Annotated in this window: 20 protein-coding genes; 14 read left to right on the top strand and 6 right to left on the bottom strand. The window is 59.6% G+C overall.

All coding sequences use genetic code 11. The annotated features are described in order from the left end of the window. Nucleotides 1-133: 133 nt before the first annotated feature. Complete coding sequence (locus GE027_RS00905; protein ID WP_153555278.1) at nt 134-646, bottom strand: FxsA family protein; 513 nt, start codon at nt 644-646, stop codon at nt 134-136. Between the two features lie 341 nt (nt 647-987). Here GE027_RS00905 and GE027_RS23255 point away from each other — a divergent pair, with 341 nt between their 5' ends. Next, complete coding sequence (locus tag GE027_RS23255; protein WP_237607148.1) at nt 988-1368, top strand: hypothetical protein; 381 nt, start codon at nt 988-990, stop codon at nt 1366-1368. On the opposite strand, the gene GE027_RS00895 is transcribed toward GE027_RS23255, so the two are convergent. The 4 genes from GE027_RS00895 to lpdA form a co-directional block, all read right to left on the bottom strand. Continuing rightward, nucleotides 1276-1995 carry a DUF4332 domain-containing protein gene (locus tag GE027_RS00895; protein ID WP_153555277.1) on the bottom strand — a complete coding sequence of 240 codons (720 nt, stop codon included), beginning with the start codon at nt 1993-1995 and terminating at the stop codon, nt 1276-1278. The two genes, GE027_RS23255 and GE027_RS00895, sit on opposite strands and share 93 nt — an antisense overlap. Before the next feature lie 288 nt (nt 1996-2283). Next, the gene (gene cutA / locus GE027_RS00890; RefSeq protein WP_153555276.1) at nt 2284-2637 is read right to left on the bottom strand and encodes a divalent-cation tolerance protein CutA; all 354 of its coding nucleotides are present in this window, start codon (nt 2635-2637) and stop codon (nt 2284-2286) included. 55 nt (nt 2638-2692) lie between these two features. After that, nucleotides 2693-5023, bottom strand: a complete 2331-nt coding sequence (locus tag GE027_RS00885) for an efflux RND transporter permease subunit (RefSeq protein WP_153555275.1) — start codon at nt 5021-5023, stop codon at nt 2693-2695. Nucleotides 5024-5052: 29 nt separating this feature from the next. Further along, entirely contained in the window at nt 5053-6444 is a 1392-nt protein-coding gene (gene lpdA, locus GE027_RS00880) for a dihydrolipoyl dehydrogenase (protein WP_153555274.1), read from the bottom strand. 300 nt (nt 6445-6744) lie between these two features. Between lpdA and GE027_RS00875 the strand changes: the two genes are divergently transcribed. From GE027_RS00875 to GE027_RS00815, 13 genes are all read left to right on the top strand, one after another. After that, the gene (locus GE027_RS00875) at nt 6745-7917 is read left to right on the top strand and encodes a putative bifunctional lysylphosphatidylglycerol flippase/synthetase (protein ID WP_237607146.1); all 1173 of its coding nucleotides are present in this window, start codon (nt 6745-6747) and stop codon (nt 7915-7917) included. A gap of 314 nt (nt 7918-8231) precedes the next feature. After that, entirely contained in the window at nt 8232-8651 is a 420-nt protein-coding gene (locus GE027_RS00870) for an Imm41 family immunity protein (protein WP_153555273.1), read from the top strand. Between the two features lie 104 nt (nt 8652-8755). Continuing rightward, nucleotides 8756-9172: a hypothetical protein gene (locus GE027_RS00865; RefSeq protein WP_153555272.1), complete on the top strand. Its 417-nt coding sequence runs from the start codon at nt 8756-8758 to the stop codon at nt 9170-9172. A gap of 155 nt (nt 9173-9327) precedes the next feature. After that, nucleotides 9328-9552, top strand: a complete 225-nt coding sequence (locus tag GE027_RS00860) for an addiction module protein (RefSeq protein ID WP_153555271.1) — start codon at nt 9328-9330, stop codon at nt 9550-9552. Next, nucleotides 9545-9844 carry a type II toxin-antitoxin system RelE/ParE family toxin gene (locus GE027_RS23695; protein ID WP_153555270.1) on the top strand — a complete coding sequence of 100 codons (300 nt, stop codon included), beginning with the start codon at nt 9545-9547 and terminating at the stop codon, nt 9842-9844. Before GE027_RS00860 ends, GE027_RS23695 begins: the two co-directional genes overlap by 8 nt. Before the next feature lie 562 nt (nt 9845-10406). Beyond that, complete coding sequence (locus GE027_RS00850; protein ID WP_153555269.1) at nt 10407-10913, top strand: hypothetical protein; 507 nt, start codon at nt 10407-10409, stop codon at nt 10911-10913. A gap of 179 nt (nt 10914-11092) precedes the next feature. Beyond that, a complete protein-coding gene (locus GE027_RS00845; RefSeq protein ID WP_153555268.1) occupies nt 11093-11296 on the top strand; it encodes a hypothetical protein in 204 nt (67 codons plus the stop codon). Next, entirely contained in the window at nt 11286-11477 is a 192-nt protein-coding gene (locus GE027_RS23690) for a type II toxin-antitoxin system RelE/ParE family toxin (RefSeq protein ID WP_153555267.1), read from the top strand. Before GE027_RS00845 ends, GE027_RS23690 begins: the two co-directional genes overlap by 11 nt. A gap of 352 nt (nt 11478-11829) precedes the next feature. After that, nucleotides 11830-12534 carry an acyl carrier protein gene (locus tag GE027_RS00835; RefSeq protein ID WP_153555266.1) on the top strand — a complete coding sequence of 235 codons (705 nt, stop codon included), beginning with the start codon at nt 11830-11832 and terminating at the stop codon, nt 12532-12534. A gap of 1455 nt (nt 12535-13989) precedes the next feature. Continuing rightward, the gene (locus GE027_RS00830) at nt 13990-14502 is read left to right on the top strand and encodes a hypothetical protein (RefSeq protein ID WP_153555265.1); all 513 of its coding nucleotides are present in this window, start codon (nt 13990-13992) and stop codon (nt 14500-14502) included. A gap of 137 nt (nt 14503-14639) precedes the next feature. Then, nucleotides 14640-15209, top strand: a complete 570-nt coding sequence (locus GE027_RS00825) for a hypothetical protein (RefSeq protein WP_153555264.1) — start codon at nt 14640-14642, stop codon at nt 15207-15209. Nucleotides 15210-15436: 227 nt separating this feature from the next. Beyond that, a complete protein-coding gene (locus GE027_RS00820; RefSeq protein ID WP_153555263.1) occupies nt 15437-15679 on the top strand; it encodes a hypothetical protein in 243 nt (80 codons plus the stop codon). Between the two features lie 133 nt (nt 15680-15812). Next, nucleotides 15813-16061 carry a DUF1214 domain-containing protein gene (locus GE027_RS00815; RefSeq protein WP_153555423.1) on the top strand — a complete coding sequence of 83 codons (249 nt, stop codon included), beginning with the start codon at nt 15813-15815 and terminating at the stop codon, nt 16059-16061. A gap of 228 nt (nt 16062-16289) precedes the next feature. Here the strand turns inward: GE027_RS00815 and GE027_RS00810 are convergent, their stop codons facing one another. Further along, nucleotides 16290-17468: a dockerin type I domain-containing protein gene (locus tag GE027_RS00810; RefSeq protein WP_153555262.1), complete on the bottom strand. Its 1179-nt coding sequence runs from the start codon at nt 17466-17468 to the stop codon at nt 16290-16292. Nucleotides 17469-17628 lie beyond the last annotated feature (160 nt).

Here is a 17628-nt window from a genome sequence, read left to right as displayed (position 1 = left end):
GATCATTTGATGCGCGATATCTGTCACCTGGTGACAGATATCGATCACGGTTGCGGCGCACACGAACAATGCGTTTTCGAATCCATCCTCAGGCCGGTTATCCTCAGGCCGGTAATCCTCAGGCCGGTAATCCTCAGGCCGGGGGCAAGCGTTGGGAATCCCGCGAGTCGGCCGGTGGGTCGTCGACCGAACGCACGCCTTCGGCGTCCACCACATCGCTGGTCGGTCCGCGCTGCCAGGGCGTGGGCCCGCCCTCGGAGGTCTGCCACGAGCCGACTTGCAAGTGAAAATGGTTCTTCAGCCGGGCGGCCAAGAACACGCGGACCCAGCGGCGCGACCAGGGCACCAACAGCAGAAAACCGGCCACATCGGTCAGGATGCCGGGGGTCAGCAGCATCGCGGCGGCGAACACGATCAGGAGTCCCTCCTGCAGTTCTTTCGCCGGCATGCGGCCCCGGGCGATCGCGTCCTGAAACCGGCGCCAAGTCTGCAGCCCCTGGCTGCGGGCCAGGAGCGATCCCAGAAAACCGGTGACCAACACCAATAAAATTGTCACCCCTAAGCCGATCTCGTCGGCCAGTTGCCACAGCAGGTACAGTTCGATCAGGGGGATCAGGGTGAAGGCGAGCAGGATTCGCCACAGCATCGGGTCGTCTCGGAGTAAGGAGGAAGCCACTTCGCCCGCCGTCGGTGCCACAGCATCGATTCCAGCGAACAGAACGCGGTCGGTTTACTGTACCGCAATCGGCTAGGGTTCCCCAGTCACGCCCCCCGTAGCCGAAGTCGCCAGACTTTGGACCTTTTCGCCGCTTCCATCCAATCTCTGGCGAGATCAGCTACACCGCAACGTGACACCCGGACGCAGCTCCCGCCTGGATCGACTTGCGGGCCCCGCGCCGAAAACGCTACAAACGCTTTCCTGATTATTGCCGTCCTTAGTTCTTGGATTTTCAATTCCCTCTCTTCACTTCAGCGGAGCTGCGATCGATGGGACGCCTCGGTACGTTTGTCACCGGCATGATCTGCGGCGCCGGCTTGTTGTGGGGGATGTTGCATTACCACGTGGTACGTTCACCCGAAGGGTTCTACTTTGTGCCCAAGATCAGCAAGAGCCTGTCGGAACCCTATGTGGATATCCGCGGGTTTGAGCTGAGCGACTGGAAGCAGCATCGCAGCTTGGCCGCGGCGATCGTGCAGAACAATCAAGCGGAGCTGTTGGGCGACTCGTCGCTGAACACGTTCCGGTCACAACTGCGTTCGGCCGTCGATCTGTTGCTAGGCAGCCCGCCGTCGTCGTCGCCGGCGGCGGGCGCTGGCGACCCAAGCTTCGACTTCTTCGAGACCGGGGCCAGTACGCCCCTTCAGTAAACGCTGGCCGGCACTGGACCAGGCAAAGCGAGTGATATCCCGGTGGATCGCAGCCGGCGATTCCATCGCCAGTTTGTTGGGGCTGCGGCGATGGATCGCAAACAGGATCAAGGCCTGCCAGGGTTGCATGTCGCCGATCGCGTGCGCCATCCGCACCGCTTGCTGCAGGCGTTTTAACCGTGCCGGGCGAAGGTGGGGCAGCAGAGCATCGGTATCCAGAGCGATGAATCCGTGGCCATCGAAGACACCCATTTGATTCAGTCGCCGACAGGTGGCCGCATCCAGGATGCCGAGCTCCGCCAGCGGTTGCTGCAAGACGCGAAGCGGACGCCGCCGGCCGCACCGGTCGACAGCGACCGATGCCGAGGATCCCAGCGAGATCGACCGGGCTGACGCAGGTAGAGCCTCCGGACGTTCACGAGGCGTCGCTTCGCCGCCCGGCGCAGGATGCGGAGCGAGGCGTTGGAAGAGGATCACCGGGGAGGCGTCGACGGCCGGTTTCTCAGACGGAGCCGGTTTCTCAGACGGTGCCGGTGCGGTGGGCTCGCTCGCACCGCCGGCTTTGCTCGTTGGATGGGATTGTTTGCGGGGTTCGCGTCGCCAGAATCCCAACACGCGTCGCAACATGTCTCAGTCCTTTGAGAAGCTAACAAACGGGCACGACGGCGAGCGTCTTTCGGAGAGCTCGCCCCGATCCTTCACCGGCCAGCATACTCCAGCGACCACACCGGCCGCGAGAGCAACTGAGCGGGTGATTGGTCCGCATAGTCGCCTTTCGCTCCGCGAAAGTAACAGGGTCGCCTTTCGCTCCGCGAAAGTAAAAGTAGCAGAACGTCTTCGCTAACTTTCGCGGAGCGAAAGGCGACTATAGGCGACTATCGGCGACGATGCAGAGTGAAAGGCAACGTGGAACCACTAGGCTACTTCGTCCGCGACCCACTGTAGGTACGCCTCGTTGCCGTCGATCACTGGCAGAGCCAAAATTTCCGGAACATCGTAGGGATGGACCTTTTCGAGGCTGTGGCGCAGTTCGGGCAGGCGGCCCCGCGTGGTTTTGGCCGATAGCCGGTACTCGGTCTCCTCCTGAGTCTCGCCCTTCCAGCAATAAACGCTGCGAATCGGCGCGTCGATCTGCACGCAAGCGGCCAGCCGTTGCTGGACCAGATGACGAGCCACACGCTGGGCGTCTTCGGCGTTGGCAACCGTCGTGAACACCACGACGACCTCGGTAGCGGAGCGTTCCGGTGGGTTCGGAGCAGCAGACGACATGCGGTCCTCGTAGGGTAGGATCAAAAGAAACGGTGAAACGGTTCGGCGCGCCGCGTCAGGACCGGGAACCGACCGAGCTTTGCCGCGGCTTGGTAAAGGTGGCCAGCATCGCGGGCAGGATTGTCAGGTCGGCGACCAATGCGGCGGCGATGGTCAGGATTCCCATCGTAACGAAGATCTGCGTGTCCCGTGCGTCGCTCAGCAGCGCGGAACTGAACCCGACGATCAACACCGCTGTGGTCATGATCAGTGCGGTTCCGACGCCGACAAACACGCGCCGGATGGCCACGTCGGTGTCGCCACTGCGTCGGCGTTCTTCCTGGAACCGCGTGAGGAAGTGAATCGTGTCGTCGACCGCGATCCCCAGGCATACGGTAAAGGCGCAGACGCTGACCAGTTCCAGCGACTGGCCTGTGAACACTAACGCGGTTCCGGTGATGGCCAGGGGGAACAGGTTGGGAACCACGGAAATCAATCCCAACAGCAGCGAGCGATAAACGGCTGCGATTACCAGGAAGATGACGACCGAAGCGGTCCCCAGGCTGGCGGCCAGGTCCAGGACGATGCGGTACAGGTTTCGCCATCGGCTCGGCCCCGCACCGGCCAGCGTGAGACTGTACTGCGGATGCTGCTGCTCGAGCTTTTTCAGTTCGGCTTCGATTGCCGTGAACGATGCGTCGTACTTGGCGATGCCCAGGTCCTGCACGCGAAAAACCACTTCCGCCGTCCGCTCGTCCGGTCGATAGAAGGCCCGTTTGAGCGGCGGAGGCAGCAGTTCCATCAAGCTCATCCGCTGCTCTGGCGGACCCTGACCGGGCAGGGCTGACAGCAACGAATGCAGCGACAGGGGGCGGCCCAGCAACGGATCGCGGCGGATCAGGGCGTCGACCCGGCCCAGGATCGTGGCCAGCTCCGGATCGTACTCCTCGCGAGGCCGATCCCAATGCACGTACACCCGAGCTTGTTCCATCCCGCCGAGGGCTTCATCGATATGCCGCAGCGCAGCCACCGGCTCGGCCGTTTCCGACAGCGCGCTGGTGATCCGCTCGTCGGGCCGTAGCGACAGAGTGATCGCCATCAGCACCGCGGTGCCCACGATGCCGCCGACGGTGAACTTGCGGCGATGCCGCAGCACAAAGTCGACGATGCCGCCGATCCTTTCCAGGTTGCGATCGACCAGGTTGTCCCCGTAGCTGCGGGCCACGTTGCGACCCAGCGGCGTACAGCACGCCAGCGGGATCACGGTGATCACTGACAGGAACGTCAGCGTCACGCCGATCACGCAACAGTAACCGAACTCTCGCACCAGTTCGTGATGAGCAAAGGAGAGCGAAGCGAAGCCGATGCCGGTGGTCAGGCTGGTCAACGCGCAGGCCAAACCAACTTCGCCGATCGCCGCTCGTGAAGCCTCGCGCGGCGTCAACCCCGAGGCTCGCTGACGGCGGATCTGCACCATCATGTGAACGCCATCGGTGAACCCCACCATGCACAGCAAGACCGGCAAAATGACCGCATTGAAGGGCGAGTCCTGGAGGTCGAAGTAGTGCAGCACGCCCATTGTCCACAGCACGCCCAGCGTCGGCGCCAGGGCGACGATCAACACCGCGGCGATGCCTCGAAACAGGATCACGGCCATCGCCAGGGTGATGCTGTAGGCGATGATCTGATACTTCAGCGTGTCGCGCTCGTGCGCGTTGACCGTCAACAAATGAATGGGAGCATCGCCGGTGACGCGGAAGCGGATCTCCGCACCGGGCGTATCTTGAACCGCCGAGGCCGCGGTTTCTCGCAGGGTGTCCGTGCAGTCGTCATCGGCCGTGATGTACAACCAATCGATGCGAACCATCAACAACGTCGTCTGACCATCGGCGGACAGCATTTGCCCGACCACCAGCGGATGCTTGAGCGCCCGTCGGCGAGCTTGTTCGAAACGAGTGGCCGAAGCGTTGGGGCTGCGTGGCAGGATGGGCTCGGGCAGCCCAAAGACGTTCAGCAGCGGGGCTCGATCCATCCACATCACGCCGCGTACAAACGGCAACGCTTCCAGTCGCTGGACGGCCTCACGAAGCGCCTGGGCGTTGGCGGGTGTAAAGAAGTTGTCGGCTTCGCAAACAACGATCGAATCCGCCCGGCCCAGCCGCACGGGCTGGACCGAGGCTGCGGCCCGCTGTCGTGCGGATTCCTCGGCCGGTGGCGCTTGGGCCGTGTCGACTTGCCGTGGCGGAGGGTTCGGTGCCGGATCGGGCAGCAGCAGATAGGGATCGTAATGACCGATTGCCGCCACCGCCGACAGCAACACCAAGGCAAACCCACTCAGCCACGGATAGTCGACGATGGCTTGCAAGCACCTTGCAAACCAGCCGTTTGGACCGGGCGACCTGGGCATCGCCAGCTGTTCCCCTGACAACCCGTCGCTCACACCGTGTGGATGGCCCGTTTGTCGACACTCAGGGCGGCTTCGTGCACCACTTCCGCGAGCGTCGGGTGGGCGTGGCAGGTCCGCGCGATGTCTTCGCTGCTGGCCCCGAATTCCATGGCCGCGGCGGCTTCGGCAATCAAGTCGCCGGCGCGGGCCCCGATGATATGCACGCCCAGCACGCGATCGGTTTTCTCATCGGCCAGGATTTTGACGCGGCCTTCGGCTTCGCCCAGGGTGCGCGCCCGTCCATTGGCACCGTAGGGACAGATTCCCTTGCGGTAGGCCACGCCCGCTTCTTTGAGTTGTTCTTCGGTGCGGCCGACCATGGCGATTTCGGGATGAGTATAGACGATCGCCGGGATGACGTCGTAATTAACATGACCGTGGATCCCGGCGATGCGTTCGACGCAGGCCACGCCTTCTTCCATCGCCTTGTGAGCCAACATCGCGCCGCCGATGCAATCGCCGATGGCGTACACGCTGGGGACGTTGGTCTGGTAATCGGCGTTGACCTCCAGAAAGCCGCGGCGATCGGTTTGGATCCCGGCGGCGCTGAGGCCGATCTTGTCGGTGGCGGGCACCCGGCCGGTGCTCAGCAGCACGCGATCGCAGCGGATTTCGTCGCCGTCCTTGATGGCGACCACGCACCGGTCACCGTCGCGCCGCGCCGACTGGACGAACGTGCCCGTATGGATCTTCAGGCCCTGGCGTTTGAAGGTGCGGTGCGCCAGAGCGGCCAGTTCACCATCGACGCCCATCAGGATCCGGTCCATGGCCTCCAGCACGATCACCTCGCTGCCCAGGCGGTTCCAGACGCTGCCCAGTTCCAGTCCGATGTAACCGCCGCCGATCACGACCAACCGCTCGGGCACCTCTTCGTAGGAGAGCGCCGTCGTGCTGTCGCCGATCCACTGGCCGTCCTGTTCGATATTGGGTAGCGGAGCCGGTCGGCTGCCCATGGCCAACAGAATCTTATCGGCTCGAACCGTCTGCGGCTCGTCGCCCGTGACCTCGATCGTCTGCCCGTCGATCAATTTGCCGCGGCCGCGGATGCCCTGGACGTTGTTTTTCTTGAACAGCATGTCGATGCCCCCGGTCAGGGTGTCGACGATTTTGTCCTTGCGCTGCATCATCCGCGCCAGGTTCAGACGCACGTCGCCGGTTTCGATGCCGTGGTCGCCAAAATGCTGTTGAGCTTCCTGGTACAGATGGCTGGATTCCAGCAGAGCTTTGCTGGGAATGCAGCCGACTCGCAAGCACGTCCCGCCGAAACGCTGGTTTTCGTCGATGCAGGCGACCTTCAGTCCGAGTTGCGCCGCGCGGATGGCCGCCACATAACCGGCGGGGCCGCCGCCGAGAATCGCCAAGTCGAATCGATCCGTGGTCATGATTGAGGGGTACTGATCGAGGGGAGAGAAACGGAAAGCAGGGCCCTAGTCTAGCGCGATCGCGGGCCGGCGAACAGTTGGCACCAGTGCGGTGTTTACATCCGATCTTCGGGACCGAGCCGTAGCCGAAGTCGCCAGACGTTGGACCTCCCCGCCTCGATCCAATCTCGGGCGAGATCGGCTGCCCTACAACATTGAACCTGGGCGCAGCCCTAATACGAAACGGTGCTCGACTTGCGCCTCTGCGTTGCTCTATAACGTCCTCACAGGCAGGCGTTCTCTATTGTGCCCAGGTGATGTGTGATCAAACCCGAATGGAAAACTCGCGTTCGTCAGGTGGCGGGCCCGCTGTTGGCGACGATCCTGTTCGCCGGCGCCATCCGGTTGTTGGTCGGCGAAGCCAAGAAGATCAGCTGGGATGAGTTCCGCGATGCGCTGTTGGGCGTGCCGCCGGTGTACCTGTTCATCGCCGCCTTGCTGATCGCGATGAACTATATGTTGTTGACGGCCTACGACATCCTGGCCCTGCGTTACCTGCGTCGTCCGCTGCCGCTGCGGCGGGTGGCCTTGGTGGGATTTTTGGGGTATTCGCTGGGCAACAATCTGGGCACCCTGATCGCGGCCGCTCCGCTGCGTTTTCATTTCTATACTCGCTGGGGTCTGTCGCCCACGCAGATCGTCGCTTTGATCGCGTTCCTGGGGCTGACGTTCTGGAGCGGGCTGTGGTTCTTGGGCGGGACGGTGTTGGTGTTTCATCCGATTCCCTTGCCCGAGGACGTGCGGCTGCCCATCGGCACGCGCACTCTGGGCTTCGTGATGTTGACGCTCTGGATCGGCTACGCCCTGTCCTGCGCGGTATGGCACAAACCGATTCCGATCGGCGGGCTCAGGCTGCGGACGCCGCACATCGGCTTGATGGGGCTGCAGACATCGGTCGCCGCGGTGGATCTGACTATCAGCGCGACCGCTCTGTACCTGGTCCTACCGGCCGATACGATCGTGCCTTTCGGCCTGGTCTTGGCCGCGTATCTGGTGGCCATCGCTCTGGCTTTGATTACGCAAGTGCCCGGTGGCCTGGGGGTGCTGGAGCTGATCCTCCTGAAGTTGCTTTCGGGAACCGTGGGCCCGACCGTGCTCGCCTCGGTACTGATCTTCCGCGTGATGTACTACATCCTGCCGCTGTTGATCGGGGTGGTGATCATGGTGGTGCACGAACTGTGGGAGGGCGCCGAGCAGATGCGAGCGGCAGGCCGCCGCGTCGCCCCGCCGCCGCTCGAGGTCGAACGGCAGCTGCACCGCGAAACGACCGAAGTTCACCTCGAGGAGGAACGCTGGGAAGAGGACAGCGAAGACGACGCGACCGCGGCGGAAGAAACCGCCGGCGAGTCCAAGGACTCCGCCGCCGATCCCGGCAAGCCTGACGGCAAGCGGTCGTCCACAGCGGAGCCGCCGCCCGAGCCTCCAGGACGCTGACCGCAGATAAAGCCGGAACCGCTCTGCGCCGCGTTTGCCTCCAGCAAAGCCGTTATTTCCCGGCGCCGCTTGGAAGTCGCTGGGGACACCCAGCGTGGCCTGAAGCCCAATCGCTATCAAACGCCATGCATCGCCGAGCGGTGCACGTAATGCCACCGCTCCAGCGGGCTGTTTGTGATATTGCCCAGCTCAGCCGATAAAAACTCCGCAAAACCCGCGGCTGAGCCGCGATAAACTCCCTATACTGGCCTACTGACCCGCTAATAATTCATTGTTCTGTCGGTCAGAGCGGTTCCTCCCACGGTCTTAGCACTATGGATGCAATGACGGCGATTGCCGAAAATGACGTCGATTCGCCTTGCTGGCGCGATGACAGCTTTATTGGCCTTCTACACGAGGCCCGTCGCTGGGACGAGCGTGCATACCTAAAACTCGAGACAGCGTTTTTCGCCCTCTGCGAAACACGAAAGACAGACGGCAGAACTCGCAAAAAGATAGATCGCATCGCCGCCAGAGTATTCAGCTATGCAATGCTTACGTTCTCATGCCATTTCGACCCAAATGACGGCTACTCCATTCAGAACCTGGCTGAGGATGACATCTACTTGTGGCGGGAACGCATCCAGCTGGTCTTCGAGGGGTTTTTCGCCGGCAAACTGCCGAACCATGATACACTTCGTCCACAAAACCCTTCCGCCCTCGGTTCTACGGGAGATTCGGCTCACCGACAGTAGTCGACAGAACCATCGCGTGCACCCGAGTACGCGAGTCGGGCCGTCTTGAGGTTGAAAGTCTCTCGCGCGTACCGGGTGACGCGTGCCGTTCTGCCGACTAACTTATGAAGCCTGCCCCAAAATGCACGCTGGTTCCCGAATCTAAGCCTTACGCGAAAACAGTCATCCGCACCGTCCGTTTCGACGAACCCGATCTCATCATTGAACTACAGGGCGACGACTTCAGCTACCTTCGTTTAATCTTCCGCAACGTAGTTGCATTCCGCGTCATTGACGAGCGCGAAATCACTGAATTCTGGAACGCCTACAGCGCAACAAGTGGCTGGCTTTGGGAGGTCGCCGAGGGCGGCTACCTTGCACTGGAGCGTCAACGAGAATCATTCAACGTTCTCGGTTTGTCGCTACGCGAACACTTCGTCGTATGCAATTATTGCGTGAGTGTGCTATCGTGCCACTCTCCGGAATTTGTAAGCTTGGGATGCTCGCCTCCGAACACTCTCAATCGTGGGGCGACGGGATAACCAACGGATCCACACGGAGCGGCGGAGTCGTCGTTACACTGTGATCAGGTTGTTCGCCGCCGCCCGGTGATCCTTAACGTTCGCCAAATTGACTGTGTTTCCGGCGTTTTGCCTGCGTAGCCAACTTCATCTAGAATGAATGAATGGAGGAACATATGGACGCATACACTGACGCAATTCGTAGCTTAGACCCTGCAGAAAAACTGCAGCTCGTCGAACGTATTTGGGACGACCTTGCAGCGGAAAGTCGGTCTATTCCGCTACCCGACTGGGCGGTGGCGGAAGCGACTCGGCGGCGTGATGAAATGATTGCTGACCCTAAACTTGGGCTGACAGACGAAGAGGTGTGGAAACGAATCGACGATTCGCGCAATGGCTAGATCGTTACGCTACCATTCATTATTCGACACTGACGTGCTCAGCGCCGCTGATTGGTATGACGAACGACAGTCGAATCTTGGATCGGATTTTGTGAACCGTGTTCGCACTGCGGTAAATCGGTTGACTGACGACCCCGAACGCCGGACGTCTGCTGAATACGGCGTTCGCTATTGGCCGGTCGAACGTTTCCCATACGTCGTATTCTACGACCTGATCCAATTGGAAATACTGGTACTCGGCGTTATGCACACTTCGCAAGAATCAGGCAAGTGGCTCACGCGTCGCAAATAGTCTTGGCGAACCATGCGATGAACCGAAGTCGCGGAGCTGGGCGACTTTGGAATGGACAATCAACTCCCGCGACTCGGTTATCGCGGACGTTCTTGCTGTCTGTCGTTGCGCGTTCGAACGCCAGCCTCCGCGATGGTTGCTCGGTCGATGGCCCACGTCCGTGATGGATGCGCGGTCGATTGCCGGGCTTGCTAATTGTTGCTGGAATCTCCGTCTGCCCCTGTTCCTGCCGTCGGGCGAGAACTGGTCACAAATGTCGACTCCCACCTATCTTCCTACCTCCATGTTCCTACCTGTCCCTCGCGAGCAGATGGTAGGAAAATGGAGGTAGGAAAATGCACGCAGTGATTCACAGGTGACGCGGTCATTTGTTGCTTAATCCCGTTCCGGTCGGTATTCTGAGGTCGAGCCCGAGCGGCGGGGTTGGCAAGCCGCCCGTGAGTTCGATCGCCTCGCAAGAACCAAGTGGAGCATACGAGCGGCGGCATCCTCTTGTCGTGATCACCAAGTCCCGGGTCGCCGCCGTGTGACCACCGACGTTATGCCCTTAAGTCGAACGCTCATGAAGCGAACCACGATCAAAAAAACACTGGGCTTCACAGTTCTCGCGATCGCGGTGGTTACGCTTGTTTTCTGGAGCAAGATTTGCGAGACGTTTGGCCCTATGGCACAAAATGAACTGCAAGGCCTGATTTGCCACCGCGAACGCGTTAAAAAATGGGTGTGCGGATCGAAAGTCCGCGACGACATTGTCACCAACAAGTATTCTGATTGGATCGACTCGTTCACTCCCTCAGATCATGAACATGTGTGGGTCGGTCATACCTCATACCATCGCAGCCACTGGTTCGGCAGGACCTCGATAGCGTGTGGAGGGATCGCGACAATCCCAAGGATTTTTGAACATCGGAATCAGTTGGGAGAAGCAGAATCGCAGCAACTTGCCTCTAAATTCCATCGACTCGTACGGGGGCAATCGCCACATATCGACTTGGACGTATTGCACCATTTCGAGAATGCTGTGGTTGAGGATCCAAACTCACTGCTGACGCCTGACAATTCGAATTAGCCATCGGGGCATAACAAAGCCGTGAACCGGAGCACTCATTCACGAGGCAACTGAAATCAAAGCCTTCCGTTCGTGCCCGGTTACGGCAGGCGTTCTGCTCTCGAGATGTCGTCACAGAGGATGTCCTCTTGTTGGCTCTCTTGCACGCGTCCGCTAAAATGGCAGCCCGGAGATAGCCAATGCCTGATTCGAGACAAAACGACGCGAAGACCGCCGCACGTGAAGCGATCGACGAACTTCCGGATGACGCGAGCTGGGACGACGTCATGTATCGGCTCTACGTGCGGCAGAAGATCGAAGCTGGACTTCGAGACGTCGCAAATGGCGATACGCTAACGGCTGCGGAGGTACGGAAACGCCTCGGGCTATCGAATGAGGGTTGATTGGACCAGGGCCGCGCTCGCGGACCTGGAGGCGATAAATGCCTTCATCGCGGCTGATTCCCCTCACGATGCGACCGTTGTCGTCGACCGCCTAACCTCTCGGTGTACGCAGATTGCTGCGTTTCCATGCTCTGGCGAGATGGTTCCGGAGTATCAACGCGAGGACATTCGCGTCCATTAGCGTGATTCGCGGGTCTGCTTTCGGAACGCGGATGTGCCCGCTAATCTCGCGAATGGTCGCGAATAGGCGAGTGCTGGTGCTGTCCTTTGGCGCCGGTACCCGCTTCGCCTCCGTGCCTTCGTGAACTCCGTGAGAAGCCGTCATCCTGCGAGCTTGCTTGCTCATCTATCAGGGACCGCGTTAGAATGCAGTTGTCAAAACCGTTCCCGATTGGAACGGTCCGTGAACCAGTAACCACCAGATGCACGTGAGCACGGGTGGTTCGTTTGTCGGTCTGCTTGCTCCTCCTGGGCCCGTGCCACGTGATTTGCAACGTTCGTGCACTGATTGACGCTTTCCCTTTGGTGTGATCGTGGGACTTGACACAGTTGAACTCGCAATGGAGGTCGAGGAATCGTTTGGCATCACGATTCCCGATGGGCGCGCTTGCCAGATGCGTACGGTCGGTGACCTCTATTCGTTCATTCTCGAAGAGACCCGCGACCAAACACGCGTCCCGGAATCATGCCTAACGGCCGCGACGTTCTACGCTTTGCGTCGGCGGCTTGCCTCGCATGTCGATGCTGGAAAATCACTACGGCCGAGGTCCGACGTCGACGCATCGCTTCCGCGACTGAAACGGCAATGGCTGTGGGCGCGGCTTGCGCACGAAATGGACCTCCGCTTTCCTCGCCTTCGACGTCCATCCTGGGTCGTACTGCTCGGCTGTATCACTTCGGCAATGACGGCTTTTCCGGCGTACGTGTTCTTCGCTCCGACAACCGGACCAACGCTGGCGGTGTTCCTTGCTTTACTCGCCCTGGCCCTCACCGCCGCAGTAATTACACTTGCGACCGTACCACTCGCCCTGATGCCGGCCGACTCATTTCGTACATTTCGGGGGTTGGTCACTCAGTTAGTAACCCTAAACTATGCGACGCTGTCCGAACGATACGAATCGTGGAATCCAACTGACGTTTGGAACGTCTTACAGTTAATCATCGTTGAGCAGCTCGGTGTCAAGAAGGAAGATGTGACGCCAGATGCTAACTTTGTCTATGATCTTGGCTGTGACTGACACTGAACCCCGAACGGGACGTAACCATCGCATGCAACGGAGGACGGTTGGTTTGTTTTCTCGTCTGCTTGCGAGTCGTTCGCCCGTCCCCGTTGATGCTTACCGTTACTGTCGCTTGTGTTCTGTGGTGCGATCGGGGCCGGGGGGCGGTTGTCGGTAGCGCCGAGCGGTTCCGATTCGCGTCCATTCGCGTGATTCGCGGGCTTGGTTTCCGAACGGGGATGTGCCCGCTCATCTCGCGAATGGACGCGAATAGGCGAGTGCCGGTGCTGTCCTGTCGCGCCGGTACCTGCTTCGTCTCCGTGCCTTTGTGAACTCCGTGAGAAGTCGTCATCCTGCGAGCTTGCTTGCTCATCTTTCGGCGACCGCGTTAGAATGCAGTTGTCAAGAACGTTCCCGATTGGAACGGCCGGTGAGGCAGTAACCAACAAACGCTCGTGAGCACGGGTGGTTCGTGTTGGGTCGGCTCGCGCGTCCTGACCCCGCAGCCACGTGATCGTCACCGTTCGCCCATTCAGCACTCTTCCTTCCCTGCAGCCTGCGGAGCCATTGGATGAGCCGACAACCGGGCCCGGCCACGATGACTACCGCGGCAGTTGTCCTGTCCGCTGCGGTGATTCTCTCGGTTTGCGCCTTTTGGGTCGGAACTGTACCTTATCATCGGGCGCATCTGTTTTTAGTTGATCGAGGTGCGATTTCGCACGGAGATCCGTTCACGACTGGCACGCGGCGGCGAGCGTCGCTAGAAGCTCTGGCGCAGGCCGGAAGGATCCAGGTACTGACGCACCGCCTTCCTATTAGATTGGATTCGACCCAGGTCCTTGTCGGTGTCTTGAATGCCCCCCTGCCACGTCACGACATTTCCGTTGTGACCGGGGAGCAAACCACCGTCCATGTCTATTTGAAGGACGCGGACGACAGGGGACGCTGGATCAGCTATCTTGACGGGCTCGTTGCAACGTCGACGAGCAGGCGAAGATAGTTTGGTGAAACAGGGTAATGCACCTGAGCGGCGGTGGTCAGCCGATTTTGCAATCAACATGAACTCTCGCTGCGCTGTGCATTCCGACGCTACTGTCGCTAACATTTTGCGGTTTGATCAACTTGCCTGTCGTTCTGAACCCATGCGCGGTTGTTGTAAAACGCAGAGTCGCAGAGGGACGCAGAGTTGCCAAGTACAGGCCGTCCGTTGCGTTTTAGCCTTCGTTCTGGTCGCGGTCCGTGCTCTTCGTCCGCTGGCCGTGGGGCCTGTGTGCTTGCTTGCTGCGTCTACCACTGGACCGCTACAATGCCTGTCTCGCACTGTCGCGGGTTGGAACGTTCGTGTGGCATTGACCAGCAACTGCACGTGAACATGTGCGGTTCGTTTGTCTGTCTGCTCGGTTATCCTGTGCCGGTTCCAACTAGTTCTGAACGTTACCGTTGCCAGTAACCTCTCTTTGCAGCGAGTGTGCCATGAAAACTCTTGACCTTTTGCGTGATCAGTGTCAGATCCAAGAGTATGTCTGGAATCGGCTGGACAACTATGAACCGGATTGGGACTGGGCGTTGGGTGATGCGGACCGAAAAGTGTCCCTGATTGCGACAGGCTTCTCTTTCGAACAAAGCGGTTGGTTTTCGATGGTTCTCGACCGCCGGCCGCGGGCTCAGTCGGATGGTCAATGGCAATCATTGATTGCCCACAACTATCTGCCAATGCCGCACTGGAATCTGGATGACGACTACGAACTTGATGTGAAACACTACGATCCTAAATGGAAGCCTCCCAAGCATGGCTTTGATGATGAATCCGCAGCCGCACTGTTTGGCAATACAATTCGTGATGCGCTGATTCACATTCGTGAGCAAAATGGATTTGCATTCAATTTCCTAGCTCGTAGTTGCGCATTCTTTGTGGAGGAACACGAAGGCCGTTTCGGTTGGCCGGAATACAAGAAAACGCGTACTGCCGGTCGGTGCAGACCATAGCCGCGACGGGTAACGCTTGCGTGAACCGGAGTATGCGAGCCGGTGTTCTGAGGACAAAACAGCTTCCGTGCGTGCCCGGTCGCGCCTAACGATCGGTGGTCAGGTACAGTCGAGCCCCACGAGGACCTACGGTTACAATGACAATTTGCTGGATAGTTGAGTTCACACACGGGCAATTTGGGATTGCTGATATGGATGCGCCGGGCGAACCCGGCGATCTTGGAAGCGAAGCCGCCGGTCGCAACCTAGCCGTTGTGTCTGACGATCAATCCGAAGTCTCCATCCTGACGGTTCGGTACGGTCGCTACGCCAAAGTTTCTATCGACTTGTTGGAATCGGCGCCATCGCAAGACAACTCCGACTGGGACCATGTTGTCGAATGCAATCTGAATGTCCCGTCCGGTAAAGTCCAATTGTGGACAACGGTTGGGAACACCGTTTTTTCAGCCGCGACGCGTGAATCTGAAGACGCTGAAATTTCTGTCCAGCCTGCTGTCTATCGCATGCGCATTCTATTCGCGAACTTGGCTCTTATGCACGATCGCCTTGCCGGTGCTGGCCAGGAGCACTCGCGGCTATACTACGGCGATGACGCAATTCCCTCTGACGAAGAGCTTCATGCAATGGATTACTATCATTTGCTGTTGTGGCCGGTCGCGTCGCCGACGATCAAGGTTGTGAAGCAATTCCATAATGCTACTTCGTGAATCGTTCAATCGGAGCGACCATAGGACGCAGCCTCTGAAGCCAGCGTCACGGGTCGCCGTCCGGTTAAGCTGGACATTACCCGATCGAGCACGTTGGGACGCACGAACGCAAATGACTATCTGGAACTCAATGCGATGGGGCTAAGCACGCCGCAACATTTCATTCGGCTTTACTCTCCCTCCGGCTGCGCGGGAGGGTGTTGTCGCGGGGTTTCACCGAAAGATTCATGCCGACGTGCTTAGTTGCCGCATTCGACTTCATGACGCTGAAGCTGGCGATCCATTTCATCGCTCCGGCTGTGGCAATCTACGCTTTGGTGTCGGTATCCGCTCCAGTGCTGACCCTTGCCGCAGAGTCCTTGGTCAAGCTGGACGTCTCGCAGGATAAGGCGGTGTGCTTGTTTATAGTAGATGACTATTTCCCGCCGCCGGGCGAATTCGAACGTTCGCATCACGAGATTTCCCGCTAACCGTATCTTCTAGAAAAAACGACGCCTACTTCCGGTTCGTCATCGACATGGGGATTCTTGGTCGATGGCAAACCGGAGGCCTCGAACAAGATGTTCAAGGAGGGCTTGAAGGTGTACCCGTTGTCGAAAAAGGCTGACCCGCTCGGAGCTGCAGACCGATCAGGCCTTTCCCAGCCGGAACAACAAGCGAGACAATCTGATCGAAAACGAGGACGGCTCTGTGACCCTGTACTTCGGTCCCGAGGCACCGGAAGGAAAGGAGAGCAACTGGGTCCAGACCGCTGCCGGCAAGGGCTGGTTCGCCCTTCTCCGCCTCTACGGACCGCTCGGACCCTGGTTCGACAAGTCCTGGCGTCCGGGCGAGTTTGAACCTGTCAACTAGAAAGTCTGCCGGCGGTCCGCTATCCGTCGCTGCTGAACGACTTGGGCATCACCGGCCGAGCGACTGCACCGGAGTCGCTGTGCGAGCACGGGTACGGGTACGGGTACGGGCAGATCGCTGACAAGCAAGGCCTGGAACAGCGGCCATAGGCGTTGGGGAGGGGCTTCGCTGCCCGGGCTGGCAGCCTATGCCACGAGAGGACATAGGCTGCTGATCGATGCCAGTGGTTTAGAAGGCGGGTACGGAATCGCCATTCGAGGGCGAATCCCACCAGGGGAAGACAACCTGGGGTAGGTAGTACAGGACGTCGTGCAGTTGGTTGGACACCAAGCCGATTTCGCCCAAGTGGTCTGCGACATGATTAAAAGCGTCTTCGATGTCGTTGCTGACTCGGTCATACACCGATTCCAGCTGGCCGAGGATCTGCTCGAACTGCTGCGAGTGATCCACGAAGATCGGGTCAAAGATGTCGCCCAAGTGCTCGCCCAGATTCCAAATCCAAGACGAGTCCTGGCCGATCACTTGTTCGATCGCATCGAGCACGCCCGAGTAATCCAGGTCGTGCAGTTCGTCGTACAGGTCACCGACCAAGCCTTCCAGGTGGCTGCCGATTCCGTAGAAAATATCGGAGATCGCATCGTAGGGCAGGTCAAACTCGCCATCGCCCCAATCGCCATCGCCCCAGTCGTCACCGGAGCCGTTGCCGTGATCGAAGATGGCATCCAGCACGTCGGAGGCTTGATCGTGCAGCTGGCCGAGGCTGTTGGACAAAGCGCCGCGGACTTGGGAATAGGCATCCCCGAGGTGCGAGCCGATGTCCGAGAAGATCGAATCAAAGTTGTCGAGTTGCTGGTCGGCCGAGGTGAACTGGTCGCTCAGCCAGTCGTACTGGAACTGCATGTGCAAACGATCCAAGGCATCGTCGAGGGTGGATCGCAATTCTGGATTGAGCTCTGGCCGTAGCCCGATGTACAGATCGGCCAACACGTCATGGGCGGTCGACAGTCCCAGCCAGGCCGGCACGGTGGCTTGTTCGATCACGTGTTCCAACGCCTCGATCCGGTTGTGCAGCGGGACCAAGCTGCCCGCCAGGCCGTCCTGAATGCCGTGGCGGTTCAGGTAATTGATGATGGTCCAGGCGTCGGCCGGAGCCCAGTGCCCGTCGCCATCGACGTCCAGCAAGTGGTTGGACGAGCCGCCCGTGTGTTCGCCCTGACCGCCGGCCCGAGCCTGTTGATTCAGGTTGTTGATCACCTGCAAGGCGTCGTACGGGGTGACCGATCCGCTGCCGTCAACGTCCTCGGGAGCGATGAAGTTGTGGTCGACACCCAGTCCTGCGGCCAACAAGTTACGTCGTTCGAGGGTTTCACAGCCGAGCACGCGGCGTTTGGAGAGCAGTCGATTCATAGCGATTACCTGAGAAAGAGGAACAAGAAAGACGACGGTCGATACGGCACACGCGGTCTGAGCAGTGGCGTCGCCGGCACCATTCAATCCGCCCGGACAATCAGACTCCGCCCGCACAATCAGACGGCTTCGCCTAATTTTGCTAAACCCCCAGGCCCCC

The organism is Roseimaritima sediminicola (assembly GCF_009618275.1).
In the GTDB taxonomy this organism is placed as follows: Bacteria; Planctomycetota; Planctomycetia; order Pirellulales; family Pirellulaceae; genus Roseimaritima; species Roseimaritima sediminicola.
The sequence above is the reverse complement of the archived record's forward strand: the minus strand, read 5'-3'. Positions and strand labels throughout refer to the sequence as shown.